The organism is Ideonella sp. (genome assembly GCF_036277275.1).
Classification (GTDB): Bacteria; Pseudomonadota; Gammaproteobacteria; order Burkholderiales; family Burkholderiaceae_C; genus Ideonella.
In genome coordinates this window covers 38,128-61,659 of the sequence record NZ_DASUNH010000102.1, presented here as the reverse complement: position 1 = coordinate 61,659, position 23,532 = coordinate 38,128, and the positions used below count along the sequence as shown (strand labels likewise).

At 68.4% G+C, this 23,532-nt stretch carries 17 protein-coding genes; 4 read left to right on the top strand and 13 right to left on the bottom strand.

The genetic code is table 11. The annotated features are described in order from the left end of the window. The 7 genes from VFY73_RS17075 to VFY73_RS17045 all read right to left on the bottom strand — a co-directional run. A partial coding sequence (locus tag VFY73_RS17075; RefSeq protein ID WP_329720904.1) for a response regulator occupies window positions 1–2,789 on the bottom strand: 2,789 nt, incomplete at its 3' end. 70 nt (window positions 2,790–2,859) lie between these two features. Next, window positions 2,860–3,990 carry a chemotaxis-specific protein-glutamate methyltransferase CheB gene (gene cheB / locus VFY73_RS17070; RefSeq protein WP_329720902.1) on the bottom strand — a complete coding sequence of 377 codons (1,131 nt, stop codon included), beginning with the start codon at window positions 3,988–3,990 and terminating at the stop codon, window positions 2,860–2,862. Beyond that, on the bottom strand, window positions 3,987–6,032 hold the full coding sequence (locus VFY73_RS17065; RefSeq protein ID WP_329720900.1) for a hybrid sensor histidine kinase/response regulator: 2,046 nt from the start codon (window positions 6,030–6,032) through the stop codon (window positions 3,987–3,989). The genes cheB and VFY73_RS17065 overlap by 4 nt, the downstream gene beginning before the upstream one ends. 3 nt (window positions 6,033–6,035) lie before the next feature. Then, window positions 6,036–7,403: a CHASE3 domain-containing protein gene (locus VFY73_RS17060; protein WP_329720898.1), complete on the bottom strand. Its 1,368-nt coding sequence runs from the start codon at window positions 7,401–7,403 to the stop codon at window positions 6,036–6,038. Between the two features lie 97 nt (window positions 7,404–7,500). Continuing rightward, complete coding sequence (locus VFY73_RS17055; protein ID WP_329720896.1) at window positions 7,501–8,025, bottom strand: chemotaxis protein CheW; 525 nt, start codon at window positions 8,023–8,025, stop codon at window positions 7,501–7,503. Then, a complete protein-coding gene (locus tag VFY73_RS17050; protein ID WP_329720894.1) occupies window positions 8,022–9,548 on the bottom strand; it encodes a protein-glutamate O-methyltransferase CheR in 1,527 nt (508 codons plus the stop codon). Before VFY73_RS17050 ends, VFY73_RS17055 begins: the two co-directional genes overlap by 4 nt. Continuing rightward, window positions 9,545–10,000: a CheW domain-containing protein gene (locus VFY73_RS17045; protein ID WP_329720892.1), complete on the bottom strand. Its 456-nt coding sequence runs from the start codon at window positions 9,998–10,000 to the stop codon at window positions 9,545–9,547. The genes VFY73_RS17050 and VFY73_RS17045 overlap by 4 nt, the downstream gene beginning before the upstream one ends. 255 nt (window positions 10,001–10,255) lie before the next feature. Here VFY73_RS17045 and VFY73_RS17040 point away from each other — a divergent pair, with 255 nt between their 5' ends. Continuing rightward, the gene (locus VFY73_RS17040) at window positions 10,256–10,678 is read left to right on the top strand and encodes a response regulator (RefSeq protein WP_329720890.1); all 423 of its coding nucleotides are present in this window, start codon (window positions 10,256–10,258) and stop codon (window positions 10,676–10,678) included. A gap of 41 nt (window positions 10,679–10,719) precedes the next feature. Here the strand turns inward: VFY73_RS17040 and VFY73_RS17035 are convergent, their stop codons facing one another. Both VFY73_RS17035 and VFY73_RS17030 read right to left on the bottom strand, forming a co-directional pair. Further along, the gene (locus tag VFY73_RS17035; RefSeq protein ID WP_329720888.1) at window positions 10,720–11,190 is read right to left on the bottom strand and encodes a cupin domain-containing protein; all 471 of its coding nucleotides are present in this window, start codon (window positions 11,188–11,190) and stop codon (window positions 10,720–10,722) included. Window positions 11,191–11,203: 13 nt separating this feature from the next. Beyond that, on the bottom strand, window positions 11,204–12,010 hold the full coding sequence (locus VFY73_RS17030; protein ID WP_329720886.1) for a hypothetical protein: 807 nt from the start codon (window positions 12,008–12,010) through the stop codon (window positions 11,204–11,206). Window positions 12,011–12,105: 95 nt separating this feature from the next. On the opposite strand from VFY73_RS17030, the gene VFY73_RS17025 reads away from it, so the two are divergent. Further along, window positions 12,106–13,557, top strand: coding sequence for a PLP-dependent aminotransferase family protein (locus VFY73_RS17025; protein WP_329720884.1), 1,452 nt, complete (start codon window positions 12,106–12,108; stop codon window positions 13,555–13,557). A 208-nt stretch (window positions 13,558–13,765) separates the two neighbouring features. Here the strand turns inward: VFY73_RS17025 and VFY73_RS17020 are convergent, their stop codons facing one another. Together VFY73_RS17020 and VFY73_RS17015 are read right to left on the bottom strand one after the other, a co-directional pair. Next, entirely contained in the window at window positions 13,766–15,307 is a 1,542-nt protein-coding gene (locus VFY73_RS17020) for a methyl-accepting chemotaxis protein (protein WP_329720882.1), read from the bottom strand. Window positions 15,308–15,382: 75 nt separating this feature from the next. Then, entirely contained in the window at window positions 15,383–15,937 is a 555-nt protein-coding gene (locus VFY73_RS17015) for a hypothetical protein (protein ID WP_329720880.1), read from the bottom strand. A gap of 394 nt (window positions 15,938–16,331) precedes the next feature. Between VFY73_RS17015 and VFY73_RS17010 the strand changes: the two genes are divergently transcribed. Both VFY73_RS17010 and chrA read left to right on the top strand, forming a co-directional pair. Continuing rightward, a complete protein-coding gene (locus tag VFY73_RS17010; RefSeq protein ID WP_329720878.1) occupies window positions 16,332–17,342 on the top strand; it encodes a sulfotransferase in 1,011 nt (336 codons plus the stop codon). A gap of 14 nt (window positions 17,343–17,356) precedes the next feature. Beyond that, on the top strand, window positions 17,357–18,586 hold the full coding sequence (gene chrA, locus VFY73_RS17005) for a chromate efflux transporter (protein ID WP_329720876.1): 1,230 nt from the start codon (window positions 17,357–17,359) through the stop codon (window positions 18,584–18,586). A gap of 36 nt (window positions 18,587–18,622) precedes the next feature. Here chrA and VFY73_RS17000 read toward each other — a convergent pair whose 3' ends face one another. Next, on the bottom strand, window positions 18,623–21,904 hold the full coding sequence (locus tag VFY73_RS17000; RefSeq protein ID WP_329720874.1) for a carbohydrate binding domain-containing protein: 3,282 nt from the start codon (window positions 21,902–21,904) through the stop codon (window positions 18,623–18,625). A gap of 317 nt (window positions 21,905–22,221) precedes the next feature. Continuing rightward, window positions 22,222–23,427, bottom strand: a complete 1,206-nt coding sequence (locus tag VFY73_RS16995; RefSeq protein ID WP_329720872.1) for a pyridoxal phosphate-dependent aminotransferase — start codon at window positions 23,425–23,427, stop codon at window positions 22,222–22,224. Between the last annotated feature and the right edge of the window lie 105 nt (window positions 23,428–23,532).

Below are 23,532 nucleotides of genomic sequence, written 5' to 3'. Positions count from 1 at the left end.
GGGATGTGCGCGGTCGATTGGTTGCGCTTGAGGGCTTCGATCACCTCGATGCCGCCAACGTCGGGCATCAGCAGGTCGAGCACGACGAGGTCGGGCAGGTGGCGCTGCGTCAGCTCGATTCCCTCCTGGCCGCCGAAGGCGCGCAGCACCGAATAACCGGGTCGGCACAGGTAGGCGCTCATCAAGTCGACGGCGCCCGGGTCGTCGTCGACCACCAGCACCGTCACCGGGTGGTCCGGCCCGGCAGCGAAACCCAGCTTCTCCAGCTCGTGGGAAAACTCGACACGGCCCACCGGCTTCTGCAGCACCGCGGCGGCGCCCAGCGACAGGCCGACCTCGTGGTCGGCCGCCACCGAGACGACCACCACCGGGATGTCGGTCCAGGTCGGCAGGTCCTTGATGCGGCCGAGCAAGTCCCAGCCGTCCATGCCCGGCAGCTGGATGTCCAGCGTGATCAGATCGGGCGTGCACTCGCCGACCAGCGCCAGCGCTGCTTCGGCCGACGCCACGTGCCGCACCCGGAAGCCGGCCGTTTCGAGCTGGATGCGCATCAACCCCGCGGCCTTCGCGTCGTCTTCGACCACCAGGGCCAGCGGCCTGCTCGTCGCATCGGCCTGCGCACTGTCGGCGTCCGCGTCCGACGAGGTGTCGATGCGGCGCCAGGGCAACCACACGCTGAAACAGCTGCCGGTGCCAGGCTCGCTGGTCACGGCGACAGTGCCGCCATGCATCTGGGCCAGCCGCAACACCGTCACCAGGCCCAACCCGGTGCCCTCGATCTTGCGCGTCATCTCGGTGCGGATCTGGGTGAAGGGCGTGAACAGCCGCTCCATGTCGTCGGCCGCGATGCCCAGGCCGGTGTCGGTGACGCTGATTTCCGCGAACTCCGCGAACTCGCTGTCGGGCAGCGGCAGCCGACGGCCCAACTCGAAACCCGGCAGGCCGCGGGCGGCCTGGTGGCGTTCGACCAATCGGGCCCGCAGGCTGACACGGCCCGCCACCGGCGTGAACTTCACCGCATTGGACAAGAGGTTGTAGACGATCTGCTTGAGGCGCCGCCGATCGACCTTCAGCGGGTCGGGCTCGCCCGAGCCGCGGACTTCGAGCTGGATGCGGTGCGCCGCGGCCCGGTCTCGCACGATGCCGAGCGCGTCGACGAGCATGTTGTCCAGGTCCACCGGCTCCAGGTCCAGCTCGGCCCGACCTGCCTCGATCTTCGACAGATCCAGGATGTCGTTGATCAACGCCAGCAGGTGCTTGCCGCTGTCGCTGATGTGGCCGGCGAATTCACTCTGGCGCGCGGTCAGTTCGCCGGCAATCCCGTCTCTGAGGATTTCCGAGAAGCCGATGACTGCGTTCAGCGGCGTGCGCAGCTCGTGCGACATCGTCGACAGGAACTCGGTCTTGGCCTGGTTCGCGCTGGCCAGCTCGCGGTTCGTGAGTGCAATTTCGTGCTGTTGTTTCTTCAGCTCGGCGTTGACCGCGACCAGCGCCTGGTTCTTCTGCTCCAGTGCCGCCAGCAACTCGGCCCGGCCATCGGCCAGCGCACGGGCCGCGCGCGCGTTGGCAGCCTCGAGCTCGACCGCGTGCAGCTCCGCGCGGATGCGGCGGTTGTCGTCTTCGAACTGCTTGCGCCTGAGCTGGGCCCGCACGCGCGCCTTCAGCACCTCGAGCTCGCTCGACTTCTGGATGTAGTCGTCGGCCCCGGCCTCGAGCGCGTCAAGCATCGCCGAGCGGTCTTCGAGCGAGGTGAACATGATCAACGGGATGTCGCGCACCGCCGGCGCAGACTTGATGCGCTGGCAGGTCTCGCGGCCGCTCAGGCCCGGCATCATCAGGTCCAGCAGGATGCAGTCCATCGTCTGCACGGCCAGCAGCTCGAGCGCCTCTTCGCCGGAACGCGCGGGCACCACGTCGTAGCCCTCGTCGCGCAGCATCGCCGCCACTTCACCCAGGTAGGTCGGGCTGTCGTCGACCGCGAGGATCCGCTTCGGCCCGAGCAGGCTGGCCCCCTGGTCGGGTGAGGTGGTGGCCGCGCTGCGCAGGACCGCCGACAGCCGCGCCAGGATCAACTCGACACCTTCATCCTTGCGCACGAACGCATCGGCCCCGGCGTCCAGCGCCTGCAACTCGGCATCGCGGCCTTCGGAGCCTGTCAGCAACACGCACGGCATCGAGCGCAATGCCGTGTCCAGCCGCAAGCGCCGGATCACGGCAGCTCCGTCCATGCCGGGCAACACGTTGTCCACCACGATCGCGGCCGGGCGCTCGGCGGCAACAAGGCGCAGGCCCTCTTCGCCGCTGCCGGCGACCCGCACCCTGTGGCCGGCCGTTTCGAGCGCCTGGCGCAGGGCTTCACGGAAGGTCACGCTGTCGTCGATCAGCAAGATGGCCGCGCTGGCCGGCGCCGCATCGACACGCCGGGCCCGCAGCAACTCGCGCGCCTTGGCCACGACATAACCGGTGTCATAGGGCTTGCCGACGTACTCGTCGGCCCCGGTCTGCAGGCCGCGCACCCGGTCTTTCACCTCGGCTTCCGTGGACAGCATCAGCACCACCGCGGCCGCGCCATCCGGCGTGGCGCGCAGCTCGCTCAGCAGCCCGACGCCGTCTCCATCGGGCAGCCGCACGTCCAGCACCACGACCTGCGCAGCACCGGCGGCGAACGACAGGCGAGCCGCTGCCGCCGTGGCGCAGACCTGCGCCTGGAAGCCGGCTTCTTCGAACGCCTCCAGCAGATCCATGCGGACCGTCAGGCTGTCGTCGACGATCAGGACGGTGTCACTCATCGGTACTCCCCCGGGCCGGCAACCCGGCCCTCCGACAGGAAACAAACGCCGCCGGGCGGCAGGGCGGCGCTCATCTGTGCACCTCCCCAACCGCCTGGGTGGCTGCAGCCAGTGCGGGGCCGATCTCGCCCAGCGGCAGCACCCGCTCTGCCGCTCCGAGCAAGACCGCCTCGCGCGGCATGCCATAGACCACCGACGTCGCTTCGTCCTGGACGATCGTCAGGCCACCGGCGCGCCGGATGTCCAACAACCCGGCCGCGCCGTCGCGGCCCATGCCGGTGAGCAGACAGGCCGCGGTCGCCGCCCCGTGCTCGGCGGCCAGCGACTCGAAAAGCCGATCGACCGAAGGACGGCACGAGTGCCGCTCCGCCTCATCGCTGAGGCGCAGGCGGCCCTGGCGCACCACCAGGTGCCGCCCCGGCGGCGCCATCACCACGCGCCCGGCCGCCGCGGCCAACGGTTCGCCGTCCACCGCGAAGGCCGCGCGGTGCGGGGTTTGCGCATCGAGCCAATCAGCAAAGGCCGCTCCAAAGGACTCGCCAATGTGCAGCACCACCAGCACCGGCACCTTCAGCGGCACCGGCAGGGCCCGCAGCACCTCGACGATGGCCCCTGGGCCGCCGGTGGAGGCCCCGATGGCAACCAGGCCACACCACGGCCGCCGCGGCTCGGCCGGCAGCTCGCGCCGCGCATTCAAGCGCGCCCGCAGGTGGGTGATGACACGAATGCGCGCGACCCTTTTGACGCTGGTGAGCAGGCGCTGGTCCCAACCGTCGTCGGGCTCGTGGCCGCTGGGCTTCTCCAGCACGTCGACTGCGCCGGCCGCCAGCGCGTCGTAGGTCTTGAACAACTCGCCGCGGTTGAACGAGGCCGAGACGATCAGGATCGGCGTCGGGCAGTGCGCCATGATGTATTCGGTCGCGGCCAGCCCGGTCATCAACGGCAGCATCATGTCCATCGTCATCACGTCGGGCTTCAGGCTGCGGCAGGCCTCGATCGCCTGGCGGCCGTCCGCCGCTTCGCCGACGACTTCGACCTCCGGATCGCTCGCCAACACCTCGCACAGGCGCTTGCGCACCGTGATCGAGTCTTCGACCACCAGCACCCGCAGCCGCGCCGCCTGGCGAGCACCGCCCGGCCCGGCACCGGCCCCGCGGCCCGGCGATGGCCATGGCGGTGAGTGTCTCGAATCCAGGCTCATGACGGCACCTGAACCAGTTGCTGGACACGCTGCAGGAACTCGGCCTGCGCGAACTCACTCTTGACGATGTAGCCTTGGGCGCCCACCTCCTGCCCTCGCCGCTTGTCTTCAGGCGATGCGCGCGAGGTGACCAGGATAGCCGGCACCTCGCGCAGCGCCGGGTCGGCACGGGTGTGCTCGATGAAGCTGAAGCCGTCCATCCCCGGCATCTCGACATCGACGAGGAACAGCGAGTACCGATGGCGCCGCGCCTGCTCGAGCCCGTCTTCGGCCGACACCGCGGCGTGCACCAGGTAGCCCGCCGATTCGAGGATGCTCTGCTCCAGCATGCGCGTGGTCAGCGAATCGTCGACCACCAGCACCGGCGCGCGAGCCACGGCCGGCGGCTTCGGCGCGCCTGCACGGCGGGCTTCGGCCATCAGGCCGTCGGGGTCGAGCACGATCTGCGGCTTGCCTTCGACATCGAGGAAAGCCCCCGCCACCACCGGCCCGGCCGCCACCCAAGCCGACAGCGGCCGCAAGACCACCCGCACGGTGCCGAGCAGCCGGTCGACGCCGACGGCCACCAGCCCCTCGCGCCCCTCGACGATCACCGCCGATTCGAAACGGCCCGGCCGTGGCGATGTCCCCGGCTGCAACACCCACGACAGCGCGACATGCGGCACCGCCTGACCCTCATGGACCAGCGAATCGCCCTGGGCAGTTCGCGCCACCTCGTGCGTGCCGTGCCGCACCGTGCGCCGTACCGTATCCAGCGGGATCGAAGCCATCACGCCGCCGGCTTCGACCAGCAAGACATCGAGCGATGCGATCGACAAGGGCACCTCCAGCCTCAGCGTCGTGCCACGCCCCGGGGTCGTCTGCACGGTCACCTCGCCGCCCAGCCCGTCGACGGCGTCGCGCACGACATCCAGGCCAACCCCCCGGCCGGCCACCTCGGTGACCGTTGTCGCGGTGCTGAGCCCACCACGCAGCATCAGCTGCAACAGTGCCTGCGCGTCCAGCGCCCGGGCCGCAGGCGCCAGCCAACCCTTGCGTTGCGCTGCGCGGCGCACGGCGTCGACATCGACACCGGCGCCGTCATCGGTACAGCTGAACACCGCGCGCCGTCCTCGCCTGGCGACGTCGATCACGATGTGGCCATCGGCGGGCTTGCCCGCCGCCAGGCGTTCGACTTCGGATTCGATGCCGTGCGCCACCGCGTTGCGAACCAGTTGGTGCAGTGCGCCTTGCAGGGCACCCACCACGTCGGCATCGAGCCGAACGTCGCCGCCGCGGCCCTCGAAGCGCACCCGCTTGCCCAGCGTGTGCGCTGCGTCGCGGGCGGTCCGCTCCAGCGCGGTGAACAGTGTCGCGGCAGGCACCAGCCGCAACTGCTCGGCGGCTTCACGCACCTGGCGCAGCTCGCGGTCGAGCTGGTCCACGCCATCGGCCAGGCCGCGCCCCAGGCCGCCGAGGATGGCGCGCAGTTCGCCGGCCAGCGGCCCGGTGGGGCCGGCGGCCGACCGCTGTGCCTGCCCTCGCCGCAACGACAGTTGCTCGTCCAGCCGGTCGGCCAGCTCGCGCGCCCGCTGCGCGGCGCCCAGGCTGCGCTGCAACGCCGCGATCTTGGCATGGGCCTGTGAGATGCCGTCGAGCAGCGCATCGATTTCCGCCGGGTCGGCGCGCATCGTTCGAAGGGCCACCTCGGGGGGCGGACGACCCGCCGATGGTGGCGCTGCATCGGTCGGCTGCGTCAGCGCTGCGACGCTCGCGCCCATCTTGTCGATCAGCTTGAGCAACGCGTCGACAGCGCCGCGCGGCGCCGCGTCCGGCGCATCGCGCAGCGGCGCCAGCAGGTCTTCGATCACGTGCGCGTGGTCGGCGATCTCGCACTGCTTGACGACCCGCGCGGCGCCTTTGAGCGTGTGGGCCAGCCGCAGCAGGCGCGGCACGGTCTGCGCATCTCCCAGGCCTTTTTCGAGGTCGAGCACGCCCCGGCCCAGCTGCTCCAGCAGGTCCCGGGCCTCGACCCGGAAGTACCGGTAGGGATCTTTCGTCATGCCTCAAACGACGGCTTGCGGTTGCACCAGCCGCAGCAGCTCACGGGACAAACCGGCCAGTTGCGATGCCGTCTGGTAGGTCTGGCCCGAACTCGCCTCGGTCTCGCGGGTGGCCTGCGCGGTGTTGCTGATGGCCAGGTTGACCTGTTCGACCGCGGTGGTCTGCTGTTTGGTGGACAACTCGATCTCGCGGGCCGCCTCGGTAGTGGTGGCGACCAGGCTGGCGATCTGCCTGAAGGCGGCGGTCACCTCGCTGAACTGGCGCGCCCCGGCATCGACCGCCTTCGACCCTGTTTCGGTGGCCATCACGGTGGTGTTGACGGCGCCGCGAACATCGTCGATGAGGATGCGGATCTCCTTGGTCGAACCGGCCACGCGATCGGCCAGCTTGCGAATCTCGTCCGCAACGACACCGAAGCGCTTGCCGGCCTCGCCGGCACCGGTGGCCTCGATCGTGGCGTTGATGGCCAGGATGTTGGTCTGTTCAGCCAGCTCGGACACGATATCGAGCACGGCGCCGATCTGCTGCGACTTGCGGCCCAGCTCCAGCATGTGGTTGACGATCAGGTCCACCTGCTGGCGGATGCCGGCGATGGACTCGCTGGCGCCGCGCACGGTGCCCTCGCCGGCACCGGCGGCATTGGCAGTCTGGTCGGCCACGTTGGCGACGCGCTGCGCGCTCTCGGCGATCTGGCGCGACGTGGCCAGCAACTCGCTGATGGTGGTGGTGATCTCGGTCATCGACGTCGACGACTCTTTCGCACCGGCCGCCTGCTGGTTGGCCGCCGACTGCAGCTCGGTGGACGAGCGCTGCACGTGCTGCACGGCGGCTGCGATCTGGGTGCTCAGCGAACGGGTCAGCAAAGCGCCGGCGCCGCTGACGAAGACGAGGCAGAACAAGGTCCCCAGCACGATGATGGAGCGTGCACTGCCGGCAGCCGCCTCGACCTCGTCGGCGCGCAGCTTGAGCAGGCTTCGCTCCTGCGCTTCCATCTGCCCGGTCAGTTCGCGCACACGGTCCATCAGGCGCTTGCCCTCGCCGCTTTGAACCATCTTGATCGCCGCGTCCAGGCCGTTCTGCCTTCGCAGCTCGACATTCTTGCGAGCGTGGGCCAGCTTGGCCGCCGCGAGAGGCTCCAACGCGGCGATGCGCTTTTGCTGGGCGGCGTTGTCGGCCGTGAGCTCGCGCAGCTCCTTCAGGCTCTTGGCCACCAGGGCCTCGGTCGCCGAAAAGGACTCGAGGTGACTCTCGTCCCCGGTGATCACGAACCCGCGCGTGTCGGATTCGGCATCCGCGAGCTCGGAGATCAGGTCGCTCAGGTGATCCAACGCGACGTAGCTGTGCGCCACCAGGTAGCTGGTCTGGGTCAACGAGTCGATGCAGCGGTACGCGACAGCCCCGATTCCCAGCAGAAGAAGGAACGAGACAGCAAAGCCAAGGGCGATCTTTCTGCCGAACGTCCACATGTCACATGCTCCCTTCAGGACTGGGTTGAACCATGGCCTTGACCGTGTCGAGCACCGATGCCATCGACACGATCGGCCACACCTGTTCGCCGTCGCACAGCACCTCGCGCACGTGTTGCTGCGCGGGCTCGCCGTGGGCACGGGGCACGCTGGCGCTGCGCGGCCTGCGCCGGTGCCCGTCGAATGCATCGAAGGCGAACGCCACCGGCTCGGCCTGAGCGACCGCCAGCCAGTGCGGCGGCTCGGACGCCGCGTGGCCGAGCAGCGCGCGCATGTCGTACACCGGAACGATGGCGCCGCGAAAGCCGATGACGCCGAGCAGGACGCTCAGCGGGCTGGGCAATCGGGTCAAGGCCGTCAACGGCAACAAGTGCGCGACCTCGGCCAATCGAACCGCATGGGCCTCGCCACCCAAGCGAATCGCCAGGAAATCGTCGCGCGCCTCGGTCTCGCCATGCGCCGCCTCGGCAAACGAGCGGTCGAACTCCGCCCGAAGCTGCGCGGCGGTGCGCGATGCGGCGCTCAAGCTGTCACCCCCCCGAGGGCACGCAACTCGGCATGGCACAACGCGAGCAAGCCGCTGCGATCAAAACCACCGCCGAACAACAGCAGCCGCGACGCGTCTTCCCGCCGAAGCAAGGCCACCGCCTGTTCCAGCTCACGGCGCGCGGCCTGGTGCTCACCCGCGCGGCGCGCGAGCAGGCCCAGGTGCAGGCGCGGCATCGCGAAGGTCGGGTCGAGATAGATCGCCACCTGGTCACATTCGGCGGCAGCGGCCGTGTGGCCGGCCGCTTCACGGCAAAGCGCCAGCACGTAGTGGGCACCGGCGTTCAACCCGTCGATCGACAGCAGTCGGTGGCACACCGCTTCGGCTTGCTGCAGTTGGCCGCGGTGGACCAGCAGCACCGCGTGCAACAGGAGAACATCGGGATCGCGCGCCGAGTCGGCGGGCAGCGCCTGCACCAGCGGCAGTGCATCGGCGAAACGCTCCTGCCGCAGCAGCTCTAGCGCGTGCTCCAGCCGGCCGGGCACGGCCGGCACCGCGTGGTGTTCCCCGGTCGACACGGGGGGCTCCGTCAGCAGGCGGATCCGTTCGGCGGCCTGGCCTATCGCTTCGATCCAGCCATCGCCCCGATCGGCCACCTCGCCGGCACCCTCGGGCTCGGCGGCGCGCGCTGCGGGGGCGATGGCCGGCGCCTGCGCCATCCACTCCGGACCGAGACTGTCCTTGCGCTGGTAGTAGAAGGTCCCGTGGGTGTGGCGCAGATGAAAGTCTTGCGACAAGCCACGCAGGGTCTCGGCATGGCCGAGGAACAGGACGCCGCCCGGTGCCAGCGAGCGGGTGATGCGGCGGATCGCCGCGCGCGCATTGGACGGCGTGAAGTACATCAGCACGTTGCGGCAGAAGACCACGTCGAAGCGGCCCGGCCGCCAGAACCCGGCGTCGTCCAGATGGAGGTTGCGCGGCTCGAACGCCACGGCGGCGCGCACCGCATCGTCGAGCACGAATTCATGGCCTTCGGGCCGGAACCAGCATGCCTGCATGGCCGCGGGCGTCTCGCGCAGGCTCCATTGGGTGTAGCGGGCGCGTCGCGCTTTCTCGATCATCGCCGGGTTGAGGTCGATGGCGTGGATCGACAGCTCCGCGGCGCTGCCGGGCACGCGCCCGTGCAAGGCCATCGCGATCGAATACGCCTCTTCGCCCGAAGCGCAGCCCGCCGACAGGATGGACAGACTTCGCCGCGTGGCGCTTGCTCGCAGACGATCGGGCAGCACCTGCTCCTGCAGGGCGCGAAACTGGTCGACGTTGCGAAAGAAGTAGGTCTCCGGGACGGTCAACTCTTCGGCCAGCGCAGCGAACTCGGCGTCGGCGCCATCACCCTCGAGCCGCGCCAGGTGACTGTCGTCGGACCGGCGCGCAGCCGCCGCCCGCCGGTGCAACACGTCACCGAGCCAACCGAGCTTCGCGTCGTCGAACTGCAGCCCCAGGCGGCGCGCGATGACAGCCCTGAAGCGTTCGACCCGGTCGGTCTCGATCGAGACCGTCATGACGTGGCCTCCGGCACCAAGGCCAGCGCGTCATCGGGTATCAGCCGGGCCGTGCGCAGGAAGAGCAGCAGCTGGGCATCCAGCAACCCCACCGCCGCGACCACGGCCGACTCGGCCTGGTTCAGCAGCGGCGGCAATGCTTGCAGCGAGCCCGTCGCCACGCGGCGCACGCCCAGCACGGCCGAGACGGCCAGCGCGACACGGCGGTCGTCGGTCACCACGACGACGAAGCGCTCAGGCGGCGCGGCCTGCAAGCCCAGCAGCCGTGCCACGTCGACCACCGGCAACGGCTCGCCGCGAACCACGGCCAGCCCGCCGACGAACGAGGGGGCGCCGGCGACCGGCTCGATCGGCAACGGCCGCAAGGTCTCGATCACGTGGCTCAGAGGCCACGCGCACAACCGGGTCTGCACTCGGCAGACCAGCCAAAGATCGACGTTGAGGTCGTCCACGTGGCGTCCGACGAACTGCTCAGACCAGCAGTCGCGGATGACAACGCCTTGCGAGGACGAACTCGGACAGAACCGGTTCGTTCATATATTTCCCTGACGCAGGTAGTCTAGGGCAAGGCTGCCGGGCTGTCTTGTGCTATTCAACGTCGCCGATGCACTATTGCAGCCAGAACCCGGGCCGTCCTAAGATGGCCCGCGCAGAGATGATCGAAGTCATCACCTCGCGCCCACCCGCCGTGTCATCCGAGCAGCCCCATGCCAGCGTCGGCTCCCGATCTCGCGAATTCATGCATCCTGGTTGTCGATGACAACCCGGCCAACCTGGCGCTGGTGACGGCGGTGTTGGAGGCGACGCGCTGCCGCATCCTGCTGGCGGAAGGTGCCACGCAGGCGCAGTCGATCCTCCGCGAGGTCGTGCCCGACCTGATCCTGATGGACATCGCCCTGCCGGGCATGGACGGGCTGACGCTGACGCGCCGGCTGAAGGCCGATGCGCGGCTGCAGCACGTGCCGGTGATCGCACTGACCGCGTTCGCGATGGATGGCGACGAGCGCAAGGCGCGCGAGGCCGGCTGCGACGGCTACATCACCAAGCCCATCGACACCCAGGCGCTGCCGGTCCAGGTCGCCAACGCCTTGCAGCGCGCCGCGCAACAGCGCTCGGCGGCGCGAGACTGACATCGAGCGTACGACGCGGCGCCGACGGACGGCCCGCCCCGCTATTCGACGATGTCGCGCAAAGGCAACCGGTGCGCCAGGCAGTACTGCCGGTACTCGGCCAGCTGCGTCGCCGCGTTCGCGCGGCCACGCACCACGCCGCCCGGGCCAAGGAACTCGACCTCGCCCATCACGACGACCAGTGCGACCATCGTCTCGTCGCCGACGATCTTCCACCAGTCGGTGTTGCCGGGTGGCTCGAACACGTAGTCGCCTGGGCCAATGACTTCGCCGGTGCACAGTTGTCGGCTGCCGCTCAGGTTGTACGCGTGGATCTCGCCCGAGTGGCGATGCAAGGGCATCACGACGCCGGGCTCCATGCGCAACAACTCGACGAAGCCGCTGCCGCCGGGCAGGAAGCGCAAGGGCTTGGCAGACTTGCCGGGCGTGCCGGACGGGATCCACGGCAAGTCGGCGGTGGTGGAGAAACGGGCGGGCAGGTACTGCTGCAATGCGGTCAGCTCGTGGCTCATCTGGCGCTCCAGGTCAGGCTTCGATGGCGTGGAAGAAGCGGTCGAACGATGCGTCGACCGCCGCGCGACCGTCGCTCACGATGTTGCGTCCCCAGCTGAAGCCGAAGACCTGCTCGAATTCGAACGGCGCAAGCCGCTCGCGCATCGCTCGCACGTCGCTGGCCTTCATCGGGATGTAGTTCGGGTAGCTGTACATGAAGCCGGCGTGGCGGCGGTCGCTCGCAACCTGCAGCGCATCGCCTGGAAAAAGCGCGCCGCCGGGGGTCGGGCCGTTGCGCCAGTGCAGCGCGGTGCTGCCAGCGAAGTGGCCGCCGCAGCGGATCAGCGTCACCGCGTCCGACAGGCGCTTCACGTCACCACGCCAGAACTCGACCTGCGGCGCCGGCCGCATCACCCATTCACGGTCGGCCTCGTGCAGCATGATCGGCACGCCGCCGAGTGCATCGCTCCACTCGACCATCGCGCTGTAGAAGTGCGGGTGCGAGATCGCGATCAGATCGACGCCGCCGCGTGCCTGCAGCGCAGCCACCGCCTCGGGCGTGACCAGGCTGACGCATTCCCACAGGATGTTTCCGGCATCGCTGGGCAGCAATAGTGCGCGTTGCGGGATCGCGAACTCGCTCGGCAATGCGACGCCGAGCAGGCCGTCGTCATCGCCGATGCGCAGTGTGAAGCGACGAGAGAGTTCTTCATGCGTGGTCCAGCGCTGGCCCTGCCAGCCGACGTACTGCCGCTCGTCTTCGCAAACGAGGCAACGGGGTGGCGGCTCGGGCGTTTCGGCGTACTGGGTGCCGCAGGTTTCGCAGAGGTGGCAAGGCATGTCGGGGCTCCGTGTGGGCGTGGCAATCGAGTGAAGGAATGGCGCCAGCTTACGCAGCCACTGGACCTTAGAATGATCCAGTTCAAGCCAATTTCATGGTGCCAGTTTTTCCCTTCGACCTGACCCTGCCGGCGCCCGGCAGCGGCACGCTGGCGCAGTCGCTGCACCAGCAGCTGCGGGCCGCCGTTCTCGATGGGCGGTTGGCGGCCGGCAGCGCGCTGCCGTCCACGCGCGCCGCGGCCCAGGCGCTGGGCGTCAGCCGCAACACCGTCGTCACCGCCTACGACCTGCTGGTGGCCGAGGGCTATGTGCTGCCACGGCCCGGCGCCAAGGCGGTGGTGGCCGAGATCGCGGCGCGCCGCGCGGGGAAACCGCCTCGCGCGATCAGCCGCCACCTCGAAGACGACCGCCTGAACCCGCTCTGGCGCACGCCCTTCATGCGGCCCGAACCGCCGCGCCAGCTGCCCGAGCGCTGTTTCCGGCTCGGCATCCCGGACCACCGCCACTTTCCCCACGATGTATGGCGGCGCCTGACCGCGCAGTCGCTGCGCGCCTGGTCACGCACCCGCTTCAGCTACCCGCCGTCCGAAGGCCTGCCCGAGCTTCGCGAGGCGATTGCGCAGCACGTGGCGTTCGCACGCGCGGTGGCCTGCTCGCGCGACGACGTGCTCGTCACCTCGGGCGCACAGCAGGCCTTCGATCTGCTCGCGCGCCTGCTGGTGACACCAGGGCAGACCAAGGTGGCGGTCGAAGAGCCCGGCTACCCGCCGCTGCGTGCGGCCTTTGCCGCTGCCGGCGCGCGGCTGGTGCCGATGCCTGTCGACGATGAAGGGCTGTGCGTCGAGCAACTGCCGCACGATGTGCGGGTGGTCAGCGTGACACCTTCGCACCAGTCACCGACCGGCGTGGCGCTGTCATTGCGCCGACGCGCGGCGTTGCTGGCGTTTGCGCGCGAGCGCAATGCGGTGGTGCTCGAAGACGACTACGACGGCGAGTTCCGTTTCGGCGCACGGCCGCTGGACGCGCTGCAGACGCTGGACCGCGACGGGCTGGTCTTCTACATCGGCACCTTCTCGAAGAGCCTGTTCCCGTCGCTGCGCAAGGGCTTCATCGTGGCGCCCGCCTGGGCGCGCGATGCGCTGGCCAGCGTCAAGCACTGCGCCGATTCGCATTGCGACACCATCACCCAGGCCGCGCTGGCGGCTTTCATCCGCGATGGGCACCTGGCGCGCCATGTGCGGCACATGCGGCCGATCTATGCGCAACGCCGCGAGGCGCTGCTGGGCGGCCTGCAGCGTGAACTGGGGGATTGGCTGGAGGTGATCCCGTCGGAGGCCGGGCTGCACCTGGCGGCGCGCATCCGGCAGCCGCGGCAGGCCGGGCGAATCGTCGAAGCGATGCACCGCTGCACGCCGGGCGCACAGAGCACCGCCGACTACGCGATGTTGTCCGGCCCGCCCCGGGCGCTGACCTTCGGCTACGGCGTCATCGACGCCGACGAAATCGGCCGCGCGCTCAGGCGGATGCGCCGCCAGTTGCTGGTGTAGGGGTTCGACAGTTCCAGGCGCGCGAAGCGCTGCCGCCCTTCAAGTGGCGTGCCCGGATCTGGCTCCGCCAGTCCGCTGCGCGAGCTCCCTCGGGGGCCTTGCTCGGACATGAACAGTCCTGAGGACTGTTCGTGCCTAGCAAGGGGCCGGGCCTCTGGCCCGGCGCGGCCTGCAAGGCAGGCCCCGGAAGGGGCCGTGGGGGCCGGGTTCACGCCGGCTGGAGCCGGAACACACTGACCGCCTGGACCAGGCCACCGGCCTGTTGCTTCAGGCTTTCGGCCGCGGCGGCGCTTTGCTCCACCAGCGCGGCGTTCTGCTGCGTCACTTCGTCGAGCTGTACCACGGCCTGGTTGACCTGGCCGATGCCACTGGTCTGCTCTTGCGTGGCGCTGCTGATCTCGCCGATCAGGTCGGTCACGCGCTGGACCTGGCCGACGATGTCTGCCATCGTCGAGCCGGCGTCGCTGACCAGGCGCGAGCCGGATTCGACGCTTTCGACACTGGCGCTGATCAGCGTCTTGATCTCCTTCGCGGCCTGTGCCGAGCGCTGCGCCAATGCGCGCACCTCGCCCGCCACCACCGCGAACCCGCGGCCCTGCTCGCCGGCACGCGCGGCCTCGACCGCGGCGTTCAGCGCCAGGATGTTGGTCTGGAACGCGATGCCGTCGATGGTGCCGATGATGTCGGAGATCCGCTTCGAGCTGTCGGTGATCTCCTGCATCGTGCTGACGACCTGGGTCACCACCTTGCCGCCCTTGGCCGCCGCGGCGCTCGCCGAGTGGGCCATCTGTGCCGCGCTGCGGGCGGTGTCGGCGTTGTTCTTGACGGTGGAGTTCAACTGTTCCATCGACGCTGCCGTCTGCTGCAGGCTCGACGCCTGCAGCTCGGTGCGACGGCTCAGGTCGTTGTTGCCCATGGCGATCTCGACCGAGGCGGTCTGCATCGTCTCGGCGGCCTCTTGCACCTGGCGCATCGTGCGGCCGAGGTCCGTGTTGACCTTCTTTAAGGCTTGCAGCAGATTGCCCACCTCGTCGTGTGACCGGACATGGATGTCGCGGGTCAGGTCACCTTCGGCCACGGCCTGGGCCACCGACACCGCCTGGTTCAACGGCCGCGTGATGCTCAGCTGGATCCGCCAGGCGATCAGCGCACCGGCGACCAGCGCCGTGATCGACAGGCCGACGATCAGGGCGACTGCGCTGCGGTAGGCCACGTCGGCCTGGTCATAACGCTGCTTCGACGCCAGCTTGATCGCGTCGATGACGTCATCGAGCGCCTTGATCTGGGCCAGCTGCGCCGGCCGGACTTCTTCGCGCATCGCCTGGGCAGCGCCAGGAACGTCGTCGGACATCGACAGGTCGATCGCCTTCTCGATCGGCGCCTTCGTGGCAGCCAGCAAGGTGGCCGCCTTGTCCAGCGCGGCCTTGACCTCCGGCTCGATCGGCATCGCCGCCAGTTGCTGCGCCGTGCGGTCGTAGTCCGCACGCGCCTTCTTCATCTGGTCGAATTCTTTCTTCTTGAACGCGACATCGTCCTGCAGCACCGCGTCGCGCAGGGCCATGCCCTGGTAGCGCACCAGGTCGCGCATCGAGTTGGCCAGGCGTTCAGGCGCCTCGCCGGTCACCGCTTCGAGGTCCGCCTTGATCGCCGACAGGCGGCTCAGGGAGATGGCGCTGATGACCGACATCAGCACCAGCACGGCAGCAAAGCCCAGCGCCATGCGGGCGCCTACTTTCAGGTTTTTCAGCATCGGAGTCCTCCAGCGGCCGCCCGATGCGCGGGCGGCGTGGTCAGCTTGAGTCTGGTGGCGGCGGCGGGCCGCCGTTTACTTGGCGGTCACGCCGGCGTGCAGCACGCCGATCGTCTTGCCACCGTCGAGCACCGGTGCCGCCACGTGCACGCTCGGGATCTGCGTCGACGTGTCCGGCTTGATCTCGCCGGCCGACCAGGGCTGGCCCTTGATCGCGTTCGAGAACACCGCGCGATTGGCGTTGTTGAAGATCAGCGGACGGGTGCTGGCGCCGACGAGGTTGCCCTTCTGGTCGCGCAGCACGATCTTGTTGACCGTGTCGTCGGATTGCTCCCACTTGGCGATCTGCTGGCTGACCTTGCTGGACAGGGTCGCCTTGACCGCCGGATCGGTGTCGCTCAGCTCGATCCACTTGCCGTTGTTCATGCCACCGGCGTCATGACCGTTGGCGTCGCGCACGGCCGCCAGCACGGTGGGATCGGCCGCCAGCTCGACCAGGCGCTTTTTCGCCTTCTCCACCTTGGCTGCCACGTCCGGGGGCAGCTCGGCAGCGTGCACCGGCGCCACCAGGCAAGCCAGCGTGGTTGCAGAAATGGCCATCAGTGCGGCCAGGCGCGGCATGTGTTTCATCGTCGTCCCTGAAGTATGGAAGTTGGTTGCAGTTCGGTGGCGGGGCGATCCGATGTCGCCTTGCTCCGAGCGGTGTATCGGCAGCTGGTTCGCGTGCTTGAGTGCGCCAAATCAAAGAACTGGCAGCAATTTCTGAACCTGCTTCAGCGATCAGGGTGAACCCTCTCCGGAAACATACGGGGACGGATTTTCGTGCGGTATTCACAGCCCTGTCATCAAGGCGGTGTTGGCGCGGCCGAAGGAAAGCGGGACGACCGCGCGAGCAAGCAACCAACGCAGCAACCCCGCGCGGCGCCACTCCCCCGACAACCCCAACCTTGGCCCCACCGCCCCCCTGCTCCACCGAGCGGGACGACGGTGCGCGGCGCTGTTCATGACTCAGAGAGGCCCGCATATGAAAGTCTTCATGATTGGCACCCAGCGTTCAGGCTCCAACCTGTTGCGCCTGATGGTCAACCAAGCCCCCACCATCGCGGCGCCTCATCCCCCCCACGTGCTGGAACGTTTCACGCCGTTGCTGCCGGCCTATGGCGACCTGCAGAACGAAGCGAACTTCGTGCGCCTGATCGACGACGTGGTCCGCCTGGTCGAAGTGAACCCCGTCTCGTGGGGCGTCACTTTCGATCGCGCCGACATCCGCCAGCGTTGCCGCGACAACAGCCTCGTCGCCGTGTTCGGCTCGGTCATGGACCACATGGCCGAGAGCCACGGCAAGCCCGACTGGATGTGCAAGTCGCTCGCCAACGTTCACTTCCTGCCGGAGATCGAGCGCTACTTCGGTTCGCAGGCGCGCTATCTCTATCTGTACCGTGACGGCCGCGACGTCTGCCTGTCGTTCCTGAAGGCCGTCGTCGGCGAAAAGACGGCCTACCACGTCGCCAAGCAATGGGACGTCGAGCAGCAGCTGGCGCTGGATTGCGGCCGGCGGGTGCCGTCGTCTCAGTTCCTGGCGTTGTCCTACGAAGAACTGACGAGCAACCCCGAGTCGACGCTGCGTCTGCTGTGCCGTTGGCTGGGCATCGCCTTCAGCACCAAGATGCTGGATTTCCACGAGTCGGAGGAAGCCAGCAAGACCGCCGCCTCGGGCAAGCTGTGGGAAAACGTCAAGAAGCCGGTGATGGCCACCAACACCAAGAAATGGCTGACCGGCATGACGCCTGACCAGATCATCGACTTCGAATCGGTGGCCGGGCGCTCGCTGGTGCAACTGGGCTACGAACTCGAGTTCGTCGACCGGGTGCAGCCCGCCCGCACCTACGACGCCGAGGCCAAGGCCGCGCTGGACGCCGACAACCGCGCCCGCAAGGCCACGGTGAAGGAAGAGCTGCCCCCGGAAGACCTGGCCGCACGCAAACCGCAGGAAGACCTGCTGGCGTCGATCCGTTCGCGCCTGGTCACGGTGTGAAGGCTAGACTGGGCATGAGCGATATCGCCAGCAACGCCGAGGTCACCCCGCTGACTGAGCCGACCGCCACCCCTGTGAGCAAGGGCCTGTTGTTTGCCGACTGCGCCCTGCTCGGCCTGACCGCCTGGGGCGGCTTCATGGCGCTGCTGGCTCAGGCCCAGGAACGCTTCGTCAAGAAGCGTCAGTGGGTCACTGAAAAAGAGTTCCTGGAACTGATCGCGCTGGTGACGATGCTGCCCGGCCCGCAGGCCGTGAACGCGATCGCGACGATGGGCCACCGCGTGGCCGGCTGGGGCGGCTTTGCGGCCGCGCTGGCCGGCATCGTGCTGCCCGGCTTCCTGATCATCGTGGGGCTGTGGTACGGCTACTCGTTCCTCGTGGGCTACCCGAAGGTGCTGAAGGCCGTGACGGTGGGCGTGTTGCCGCCGCTGGCGGTGATCCTCGCGCAAGCCGCGTTCAACCAGGCCAAGAAGTCCACGCCCGGCCACAAGGAGAAGGCGCTCGCCGTCGCCGCCACCGCGCTGCTGCTGATGATCCCGTACTGGGCGGCGCCGATCTACGTGCTCGTCTTCGGCGCGTTCGTCTCGACCGTCGCCTGGCCGGCGCCGAAGCAGACCGCGCACGAGCAAGGCCGGCGACTGAAGCCGCTGGAGATGCTGCTGTGCTTTGCGCCGATCAGCCTGGCGGTCTTCCAGCTGGTGCCGGCCCTGCTGCCCCAGACGCTGGTGGCCCAGGTCGGGCTGGCGTTCTCGGGCCTGAGCACCACGCTGTTCGGCGGGGGCCTGGTGATGGTGCCGCTGCTCGAGGGCTACATCGTCGATCACCTGCACTGGCTGGACCACGCCGGCTTCAGCGCGGGCCTGGCGGCCAGCCAGCTGACGCCGGGCCCGATCCTCAGCATTGCAACCTTCACCGGCATGCAGGCCGCGGGCTTGGCAGGTGCCGTCGCCGCCACGATCGGCATCTACCTGCCCACGGCGCTGATCAGCGTCGGTGTCAGCGGCGTGGCCGACCGGCTGAAGTCGTCGCGCATGTTCCAGCATGCGATGGTCGGCGTTCGCTGCGCGGTCGTCGGGTTGATCGCCGGTGCAGCGATCTCGCTGCTGCTCAAGCTGCCGTTCAAGACCATTCCCTGGCAAGCCGCGGCGCTGGTGGGTGCGGCCTACTTCACCGTCTGGCGTTTCAAGCAACCGCCGTACGTGTCGCTGCCGATCGGCGTGCTGCTGGCCTGGCTGCTGATGTGATGTCTGCCGCGGGCCTGGCGCACCCGCTGCCGGGCCCTAACGCGCATTCTGCGCGCAGGGGTTCACCCCGCTGCTGACCACGCCATCGGCCACCTGCCACAGCCCGGTGCCCAGGCCGTAGTTGCGCCCGCCGTTGTTGTCCCAGGTGCCGTTGCCGTTGTTGAACACCGTCTGCCAGCCGGTCGCCTGGCCGAGGTTGACGGTGTAGACATCCCAGCCCGCGCAGGCCGGGTTCATCGGCACGCCGGGCACCGGCGTCCAGTTGCCGCCATTGGGCGCGTAGTGGATGTTCACCGTCGTCCAGCCGCCGGGCACCTTGTAGTACACCGTCGCCGAGTGGCCTGACGCGGTGGTGACCTGCGTCGCGGCAGACGGCACGGAGCGGTTGCCGGCAGCGTCCTCGGCCTTCACGGTGTAGCTGTAGGTCGTCGACGGCGTCAGGCCGCTGTCGTTGAAGCTCAGGCCGGTCGACGTGCCGACGGAGCTGCCGTTGCGCAGCACCAGGTACTTCGCGACGCCGTAGTTGTCGCTCGCCGCCGTCCAGCCGAGCTTCAGGGTGTTGCCGGTGATGTCCGATGCCACCGGCGCGCCGGGTGCTGATGGCGCCTGCGTGTCGGGTGCGCGCGTGGTCACGCTGCGCGCCACGCTCTTGGCCGATTGGTTGTTGGCCGCATCGTAGGCCGCCACCCGGTAGCTGTAGGCCGTCTGCGGCACGAGGCCGACGTCGGTGTAGGTGGGGGTCGGCGTGGTTCCGACCGCCGTGCCGTTGCGAAAGACCCGATAGCCGGCGACGCCGACGTCGTCTGTCGACGCTGGCCAGCTCAGGCTGACGCTGCGGTCGGTGAGCTGGCCGAGCGTCGGCTTGGCCGGCACGCTGGGGGGCGTGCTGTCAGTCACCAGAAACGGGTAGACACCCGGTACGGTGCCGTTTACGTCTTCGGTGAAGCCTGAATTGCCGCCGCTGCGGTAGGTGCCGGCGCCGACATACACCTGCTGGATCTCCGATCGCGTGACGTTGCCCGCCGTGTCGGTCATCTTCACGTAGTAGTCGAGCAGTTGGTTGCGGTACGCCGACAGGTAGGCGTAGTACAGGTTGCCAATCTCCTGCGCCGGCAGCGCCTTCAGCGTGTCCATCGTCGGCTGCACCCAGGTGACGCCGTTCATCACCGGCTTCAGGTCGCGCACCTGCATCGGGTAGGCTGTCCACGCGCCCACCTTGCTCGGCGTGATGTTCAGGCCCGGCTTGCCGACCATCTTCTTCGGGCTGTAGACCTTGTAGGTGTCGTCGTCGTTGTCGATCGTGTTCTGGTTGTGCACGCGCACCATCAGCTTGGCTGAGGCGATGCCCGAGACGTCGAAGCCATAGGTGTAGACCGCGAAGTCCTGGCTGTAGTGCTGGACCGTCCAGCCCTCGGCCTTCGAGCCGTTGACCGAGCCCGGGTTGTACGGATAGCGCTGGGGCCACCAGACGGACGGGCCGGTGCGGTCTTTCGCCAGGTTCGCGCTGACATAGGGTTTGGAGAACGCGAGTGAGTTGTTGAAGGCCAGCGTCGGCTTGACCACGTCGTCCTTGTTCTCGTCGTAGTAGCCGAAACCCGAGTCCATTGCCGGCAACAGGAAGTACCAGGCGAGTTCGGCCGGGTTGGCGCCACCGGCGTAGTCGGCGGCCGCATCGCCCTTGACCGGAAACGACAGCATCCACGGGTTCAGTTGGTTTCCAGCGTGCGTGACCTGCTTGTCCAGCGCGCTGGTCGGCGCCCAGTGGTTCGGGTGCGCGTCGAGCCAGATCTGCTCGGCCGTCTTCGCATAGTTCAAGGCCGGCTGCAGCAGCGCGAAGTTGCGCTCGAGGTAGTGCCAGCCATGTTCGAGGCTGACGGTGGCGCCTTCGTTCTGCCCTTTGAGGTTCTTCTTCGGCGCAAGGTTCAGCCCGGTGGCCTGGTTGAAGGCACTGAACTGACCTTGCCAGATCAGCGGCGGCAAGTGCCAGTGGTACCAGGTCGGGTCGGACGAGCTGTCGCGCGTGTCGACCCAGGAGCCGTCCTGCACATGCTGCACGTCGCCCTCGGGGATCGGGTGCGCCTTCAGGTACTCGTCGATGCCTTGGCAGAAGCCGTTGCCGGCGCAGGTGACGCGGTGGCCGTTCTGCCAGGTGTCCAGCGAGCCGGCGCGGCCGCTGGAGTTGTCGCCGTCGTGCGCAACGACGAAGAACTGGCGCGGCTCGAGTGCGGTGAAGGGCATCAGCTCGTCGACTGTCGTCGAGCCGTCCCAACCCTCGGCCCATGAGCCGTTCTGGCTCACCGGGATCGCCGCCACTTTCGAGACCGCGCCGGTGGCCGGGTCGACCGCGCGCACCCAGTGCGGTGTCGACGCGAACGGGAACTTGTTGACGATGACCTGCTGCTCGTGCGCCATGCCGTTGGCCACCCACGTGCCGACGTTGGATGTGTTGCGCAGGTCGGCCCGGTTGGGCGGCGAGATCAGCGTGTCGCCTGTCGCATCGAAGGTCGCGAACGGGTAGTCCTTCAGCGTGCGCGAGAAGTGGTTGTTGCCCACCACCGTCCATTGCACGCCCATCTTCGCCAGCGTCGGGATCAGCCGTTCCGAGAAACCCAGCTCGGTCGGGAAGAAGCCGCGCGACGAGGTGTAGCTACTGCCCAGGAAGTAGGGCTGCGCCAAGGTCGCGCCGTGGACGATCAGGTCCTTCAGGAAGTACTCCGGCCCGACCAGCGGTCCCATCGTGTGGTGGCCGGTGAAGTGGATCAGGTCGAGCGTGCGGTGGCCGTTGTTCGTCGGCAGGCCGTTGTAGGCCGAGGTCCACGATGCGCCCCAGTTCGGGTCGGTGTAGCCCGGCACGTTCTGCAGGTTCTGCAGGCTGTTGACGTTGTTGACCACCGCGCCGGACATCGTCACGTGCACCTGCCCGCCGCCGCCGGACCAGGCTTTCATCTCGCTGGCGTCCTGCTGTGGCCACCATTGGTAGGCGCCGGTCTTCGCGTCGTGCGAGTAGTAGCTGACCAGGTCGTCGTGCGGCATGATGCCGCCGCCTTGTGAAGCCGGCAGGTAGTAGCTGTAGCCGGGCGGCGGGCTCTTCTTCAGGTTGATCACCTGACCGTCGTAGGTGTGGCGGATCGGCTGGCCGACAGGCGTCGCGTCATAGGTCGCCGTCACGTCCACGCCGTAGAACGGCCAGAAGTTCGGCATGTGGTTGTGATAGACGTGGGCCGCCGGGATGCTGGCGGCCGCCGACACGGCCGGCTGGCCGGCCAATGCGGCAACGGCAGCCATGGCCAACGCATGAGGCAAGAAGCGAGTAGGCATGGGGTCTCCCTTCCCACCTTGGCGGGAATGCTGATCGTCAAGACATGGGTCAGCGATCTGACGCGTTAGTTCGCAGACCTCTCATCACGGCAAGTGCGACAGGAACTGGAGCGCAGATCGGTGTGACGTCAGGGGGCCGCAGCTGCCGGCTTCGGCGTCACGGCGGCGACTCTACTAAAACAAAACTACCGACCACTCTTCGTTTTCCCTAGCCTCCACGACGGCTTTGCAACGGCGTCTCTCAGAGGAAAAACCCATTCCGTCTCGACTACATCGTAGTTTCAATGTAGCCAGACTACAGACCCTTTAAACGAGGATCACCGAGATGCGAGATAGCGCTGGAGCCGCGCCACGCCAGCGTCAAGCCGCGCCGGATCGCAGGCGTAGCACCAGCGCACGAAGCCCTCGCCCTCGGGGCCGAAGGCGCTGCCCGGCGCGAGGCCAAGGCCCGCCTCGCGCACCAGCGTCTTGCACAACGCGAGGCTCTGCCCAGCGCCCGGCAACGAGAAGAACAGGTACATCGCACCCGGCGGCGCCTTCACCTGCACGCCCGGCAGGGTCGACAGCGCCCGCACCAGGTGGTCGCGCGAGGCGCGCAGGTCACCCACCAGCTGCTGCACAAACGCCTCGCCCTGCGTCAGCGCAGCGATGCCCGCCTGCTGCACGAACACCGGCGAGCACGAGGTGTTGTATTCGATCAGCTTGCCCAGGTCGTCCATCAGCGCGGCTGGCGCCACGATCCAGCCCAGGCGCCAGCCGGTCATCAGCCAGGCCTTCGAGAACGAGTTGACGCAGATGACACGTTCGTCGCGGCTGGCAAGGTCGAGAAACGAGGGCGCGATCTCATCGCCCTGCACATAACTCAATCGTTCGTAGACCTCGTCGGCGATGATCCAGATGCCCAGGCGTCGGCAATGGTCCAGCACCGTGCGCTGGTCGTCGCGGCTCATCACCCAGCCGGTCGGGTTGTTGGGCGAATTCAGCAGCAGCAGCCGCGTGCCGGGTGTCAACGCGGCGAGCAACTGGTCCACGTCCAGCGACCAGCCTTGCGCACCGAAGCGCAAACCCACCGTCTGCACCTCGGCGCCCAGGATCTTCGGGATCTCGACGAGGTTGGGCCACAGTGGCGTGACCGCGACCACCCGGTCGCCCGCACCGGCCACCAGCTGCGTGGCCAACATCAACGCGCTGACCCCGGAGCTGGTCACCGCCACGTGGTCGACAGCGGTGGGGCCATGCAGGCGAGTGACATAGCTGGCGAGCGCCTCGCGCAGCGGCGCGATGCCCAGGTTGTGCGAATAGAAGGTCGCGCCCTGCCCCAATGCAGCCGTGGCGGCCTGGCAGATGAAGGCTGGCGTTGCCCGGTCCGACTCGCCGAACCAGAACGGCAGCACGTCCGCCACGCCCAGGCCGGCGTTGGCCACCTCGCGGATCTGCGACGAGCGCAGCGCACGGACGTTGTCGCGGGCATCGGCCCCTGTCGTCGTGGCCGCGGGCAGACCTGGTGCAACTGCTGGGTTCATGCGGGTCGTCCTTGGTGATGGAAGCCCGATGCTAACGAGCATGGCCGGCGCTGCGTGGCTGGCGGCGCCAATAGCTGCCAGACGAAGTCAGTTTTAGCATCCGAA

Coding starts and splice junctions, on each gene's coding strand:
- cheB (WP_329720902.1), bottom strand. CDS start 3,990: ATGAGCCTGGATTCGAGACACTCACCGCCATGGCCATCGCCGGGCCGC.
- VFY73_RS17065 (WP_329720900.1), bottom strand. CDS start 6,032: ATGACGAAAGATCCCTACCGGTACTTCCGGGTCGAGGCCCGGGACCTG.
- VFY73_RS17050 (WP_329720894.1), bottom strand. CDS start 9,548: ATGACGGTCTCGATCGAGACCGACCGGGTCGAACGCTTCAGGGCTGTC.
- VFY73_RS17040 (WP_329720890.1), top strand. CDS start 10,256: ATGCCAGCGTCGGCTCCCGATCTCGCGAATTCATGCATCCTGGTTGTC.
- VFY73_RS17035 (WP_329720888.1), bottom strand. CDS start 11,190: ATGAGCCACGAGCTGACCGCATTGCAGCAGTACCTGCCCGCCCGTTTC.
- VFY73_RS17030 (WP_329720886.1), bottom strand. CDS start 12,010: ATGCCTTGCCACCTCTGCGAAACCTGCGGCACCCAGTACGCCGAAACG.
- VFY73_RS17025 (WP_329720884.1), top strand. CDS start 12,106: ATGGTGCCAGTTTTTCCCTTCGACCTGACCCTGCCGGCGCCCGGCAGC.
- VFY73_RS17020 (WP_329720882.1), bottom strand. CDS start 15,307: ATGCTGAAAAACCTGAAAGTAGGCGCCCGCATGGCGCTGGGCTTTGCT.
- VFY73_RS17015 (WP_329720880.1), bottom strand. CDS start 15,937: ATGAAACACATGCCGCGCCTGGCCGCACTGATGGCCATTTCTGCAACC.
- VFY73_RS17010 (WP_329720878.1), top strand. CDS start 16,332: ATGAAAGTCTTCATGATTGGCACCCAGCGTTCAGGCTCCAACCTGTTG.
- chrA (WP_329720876.1), top strand. CDS start 17,357: ATGAGCGATATCGCCAGCAACGCCGAGGTCACCCCGCTGACTGAGCCG.
- VFY73_RS17000 (WP_329720874.1), bottom strand. CDS start 21,904: ATGCCTACTCGCTTCTTGCCTCATGCGTTGGCCATGGCTGCCGTTGCC.
- VFY73_RS16995 (WP_329720872.1), bottom strand. CDS start 23,427: ATGAACCCAGCAGTTGCACCAGGTCTGCCCGCGGCCACGACGACAGGG.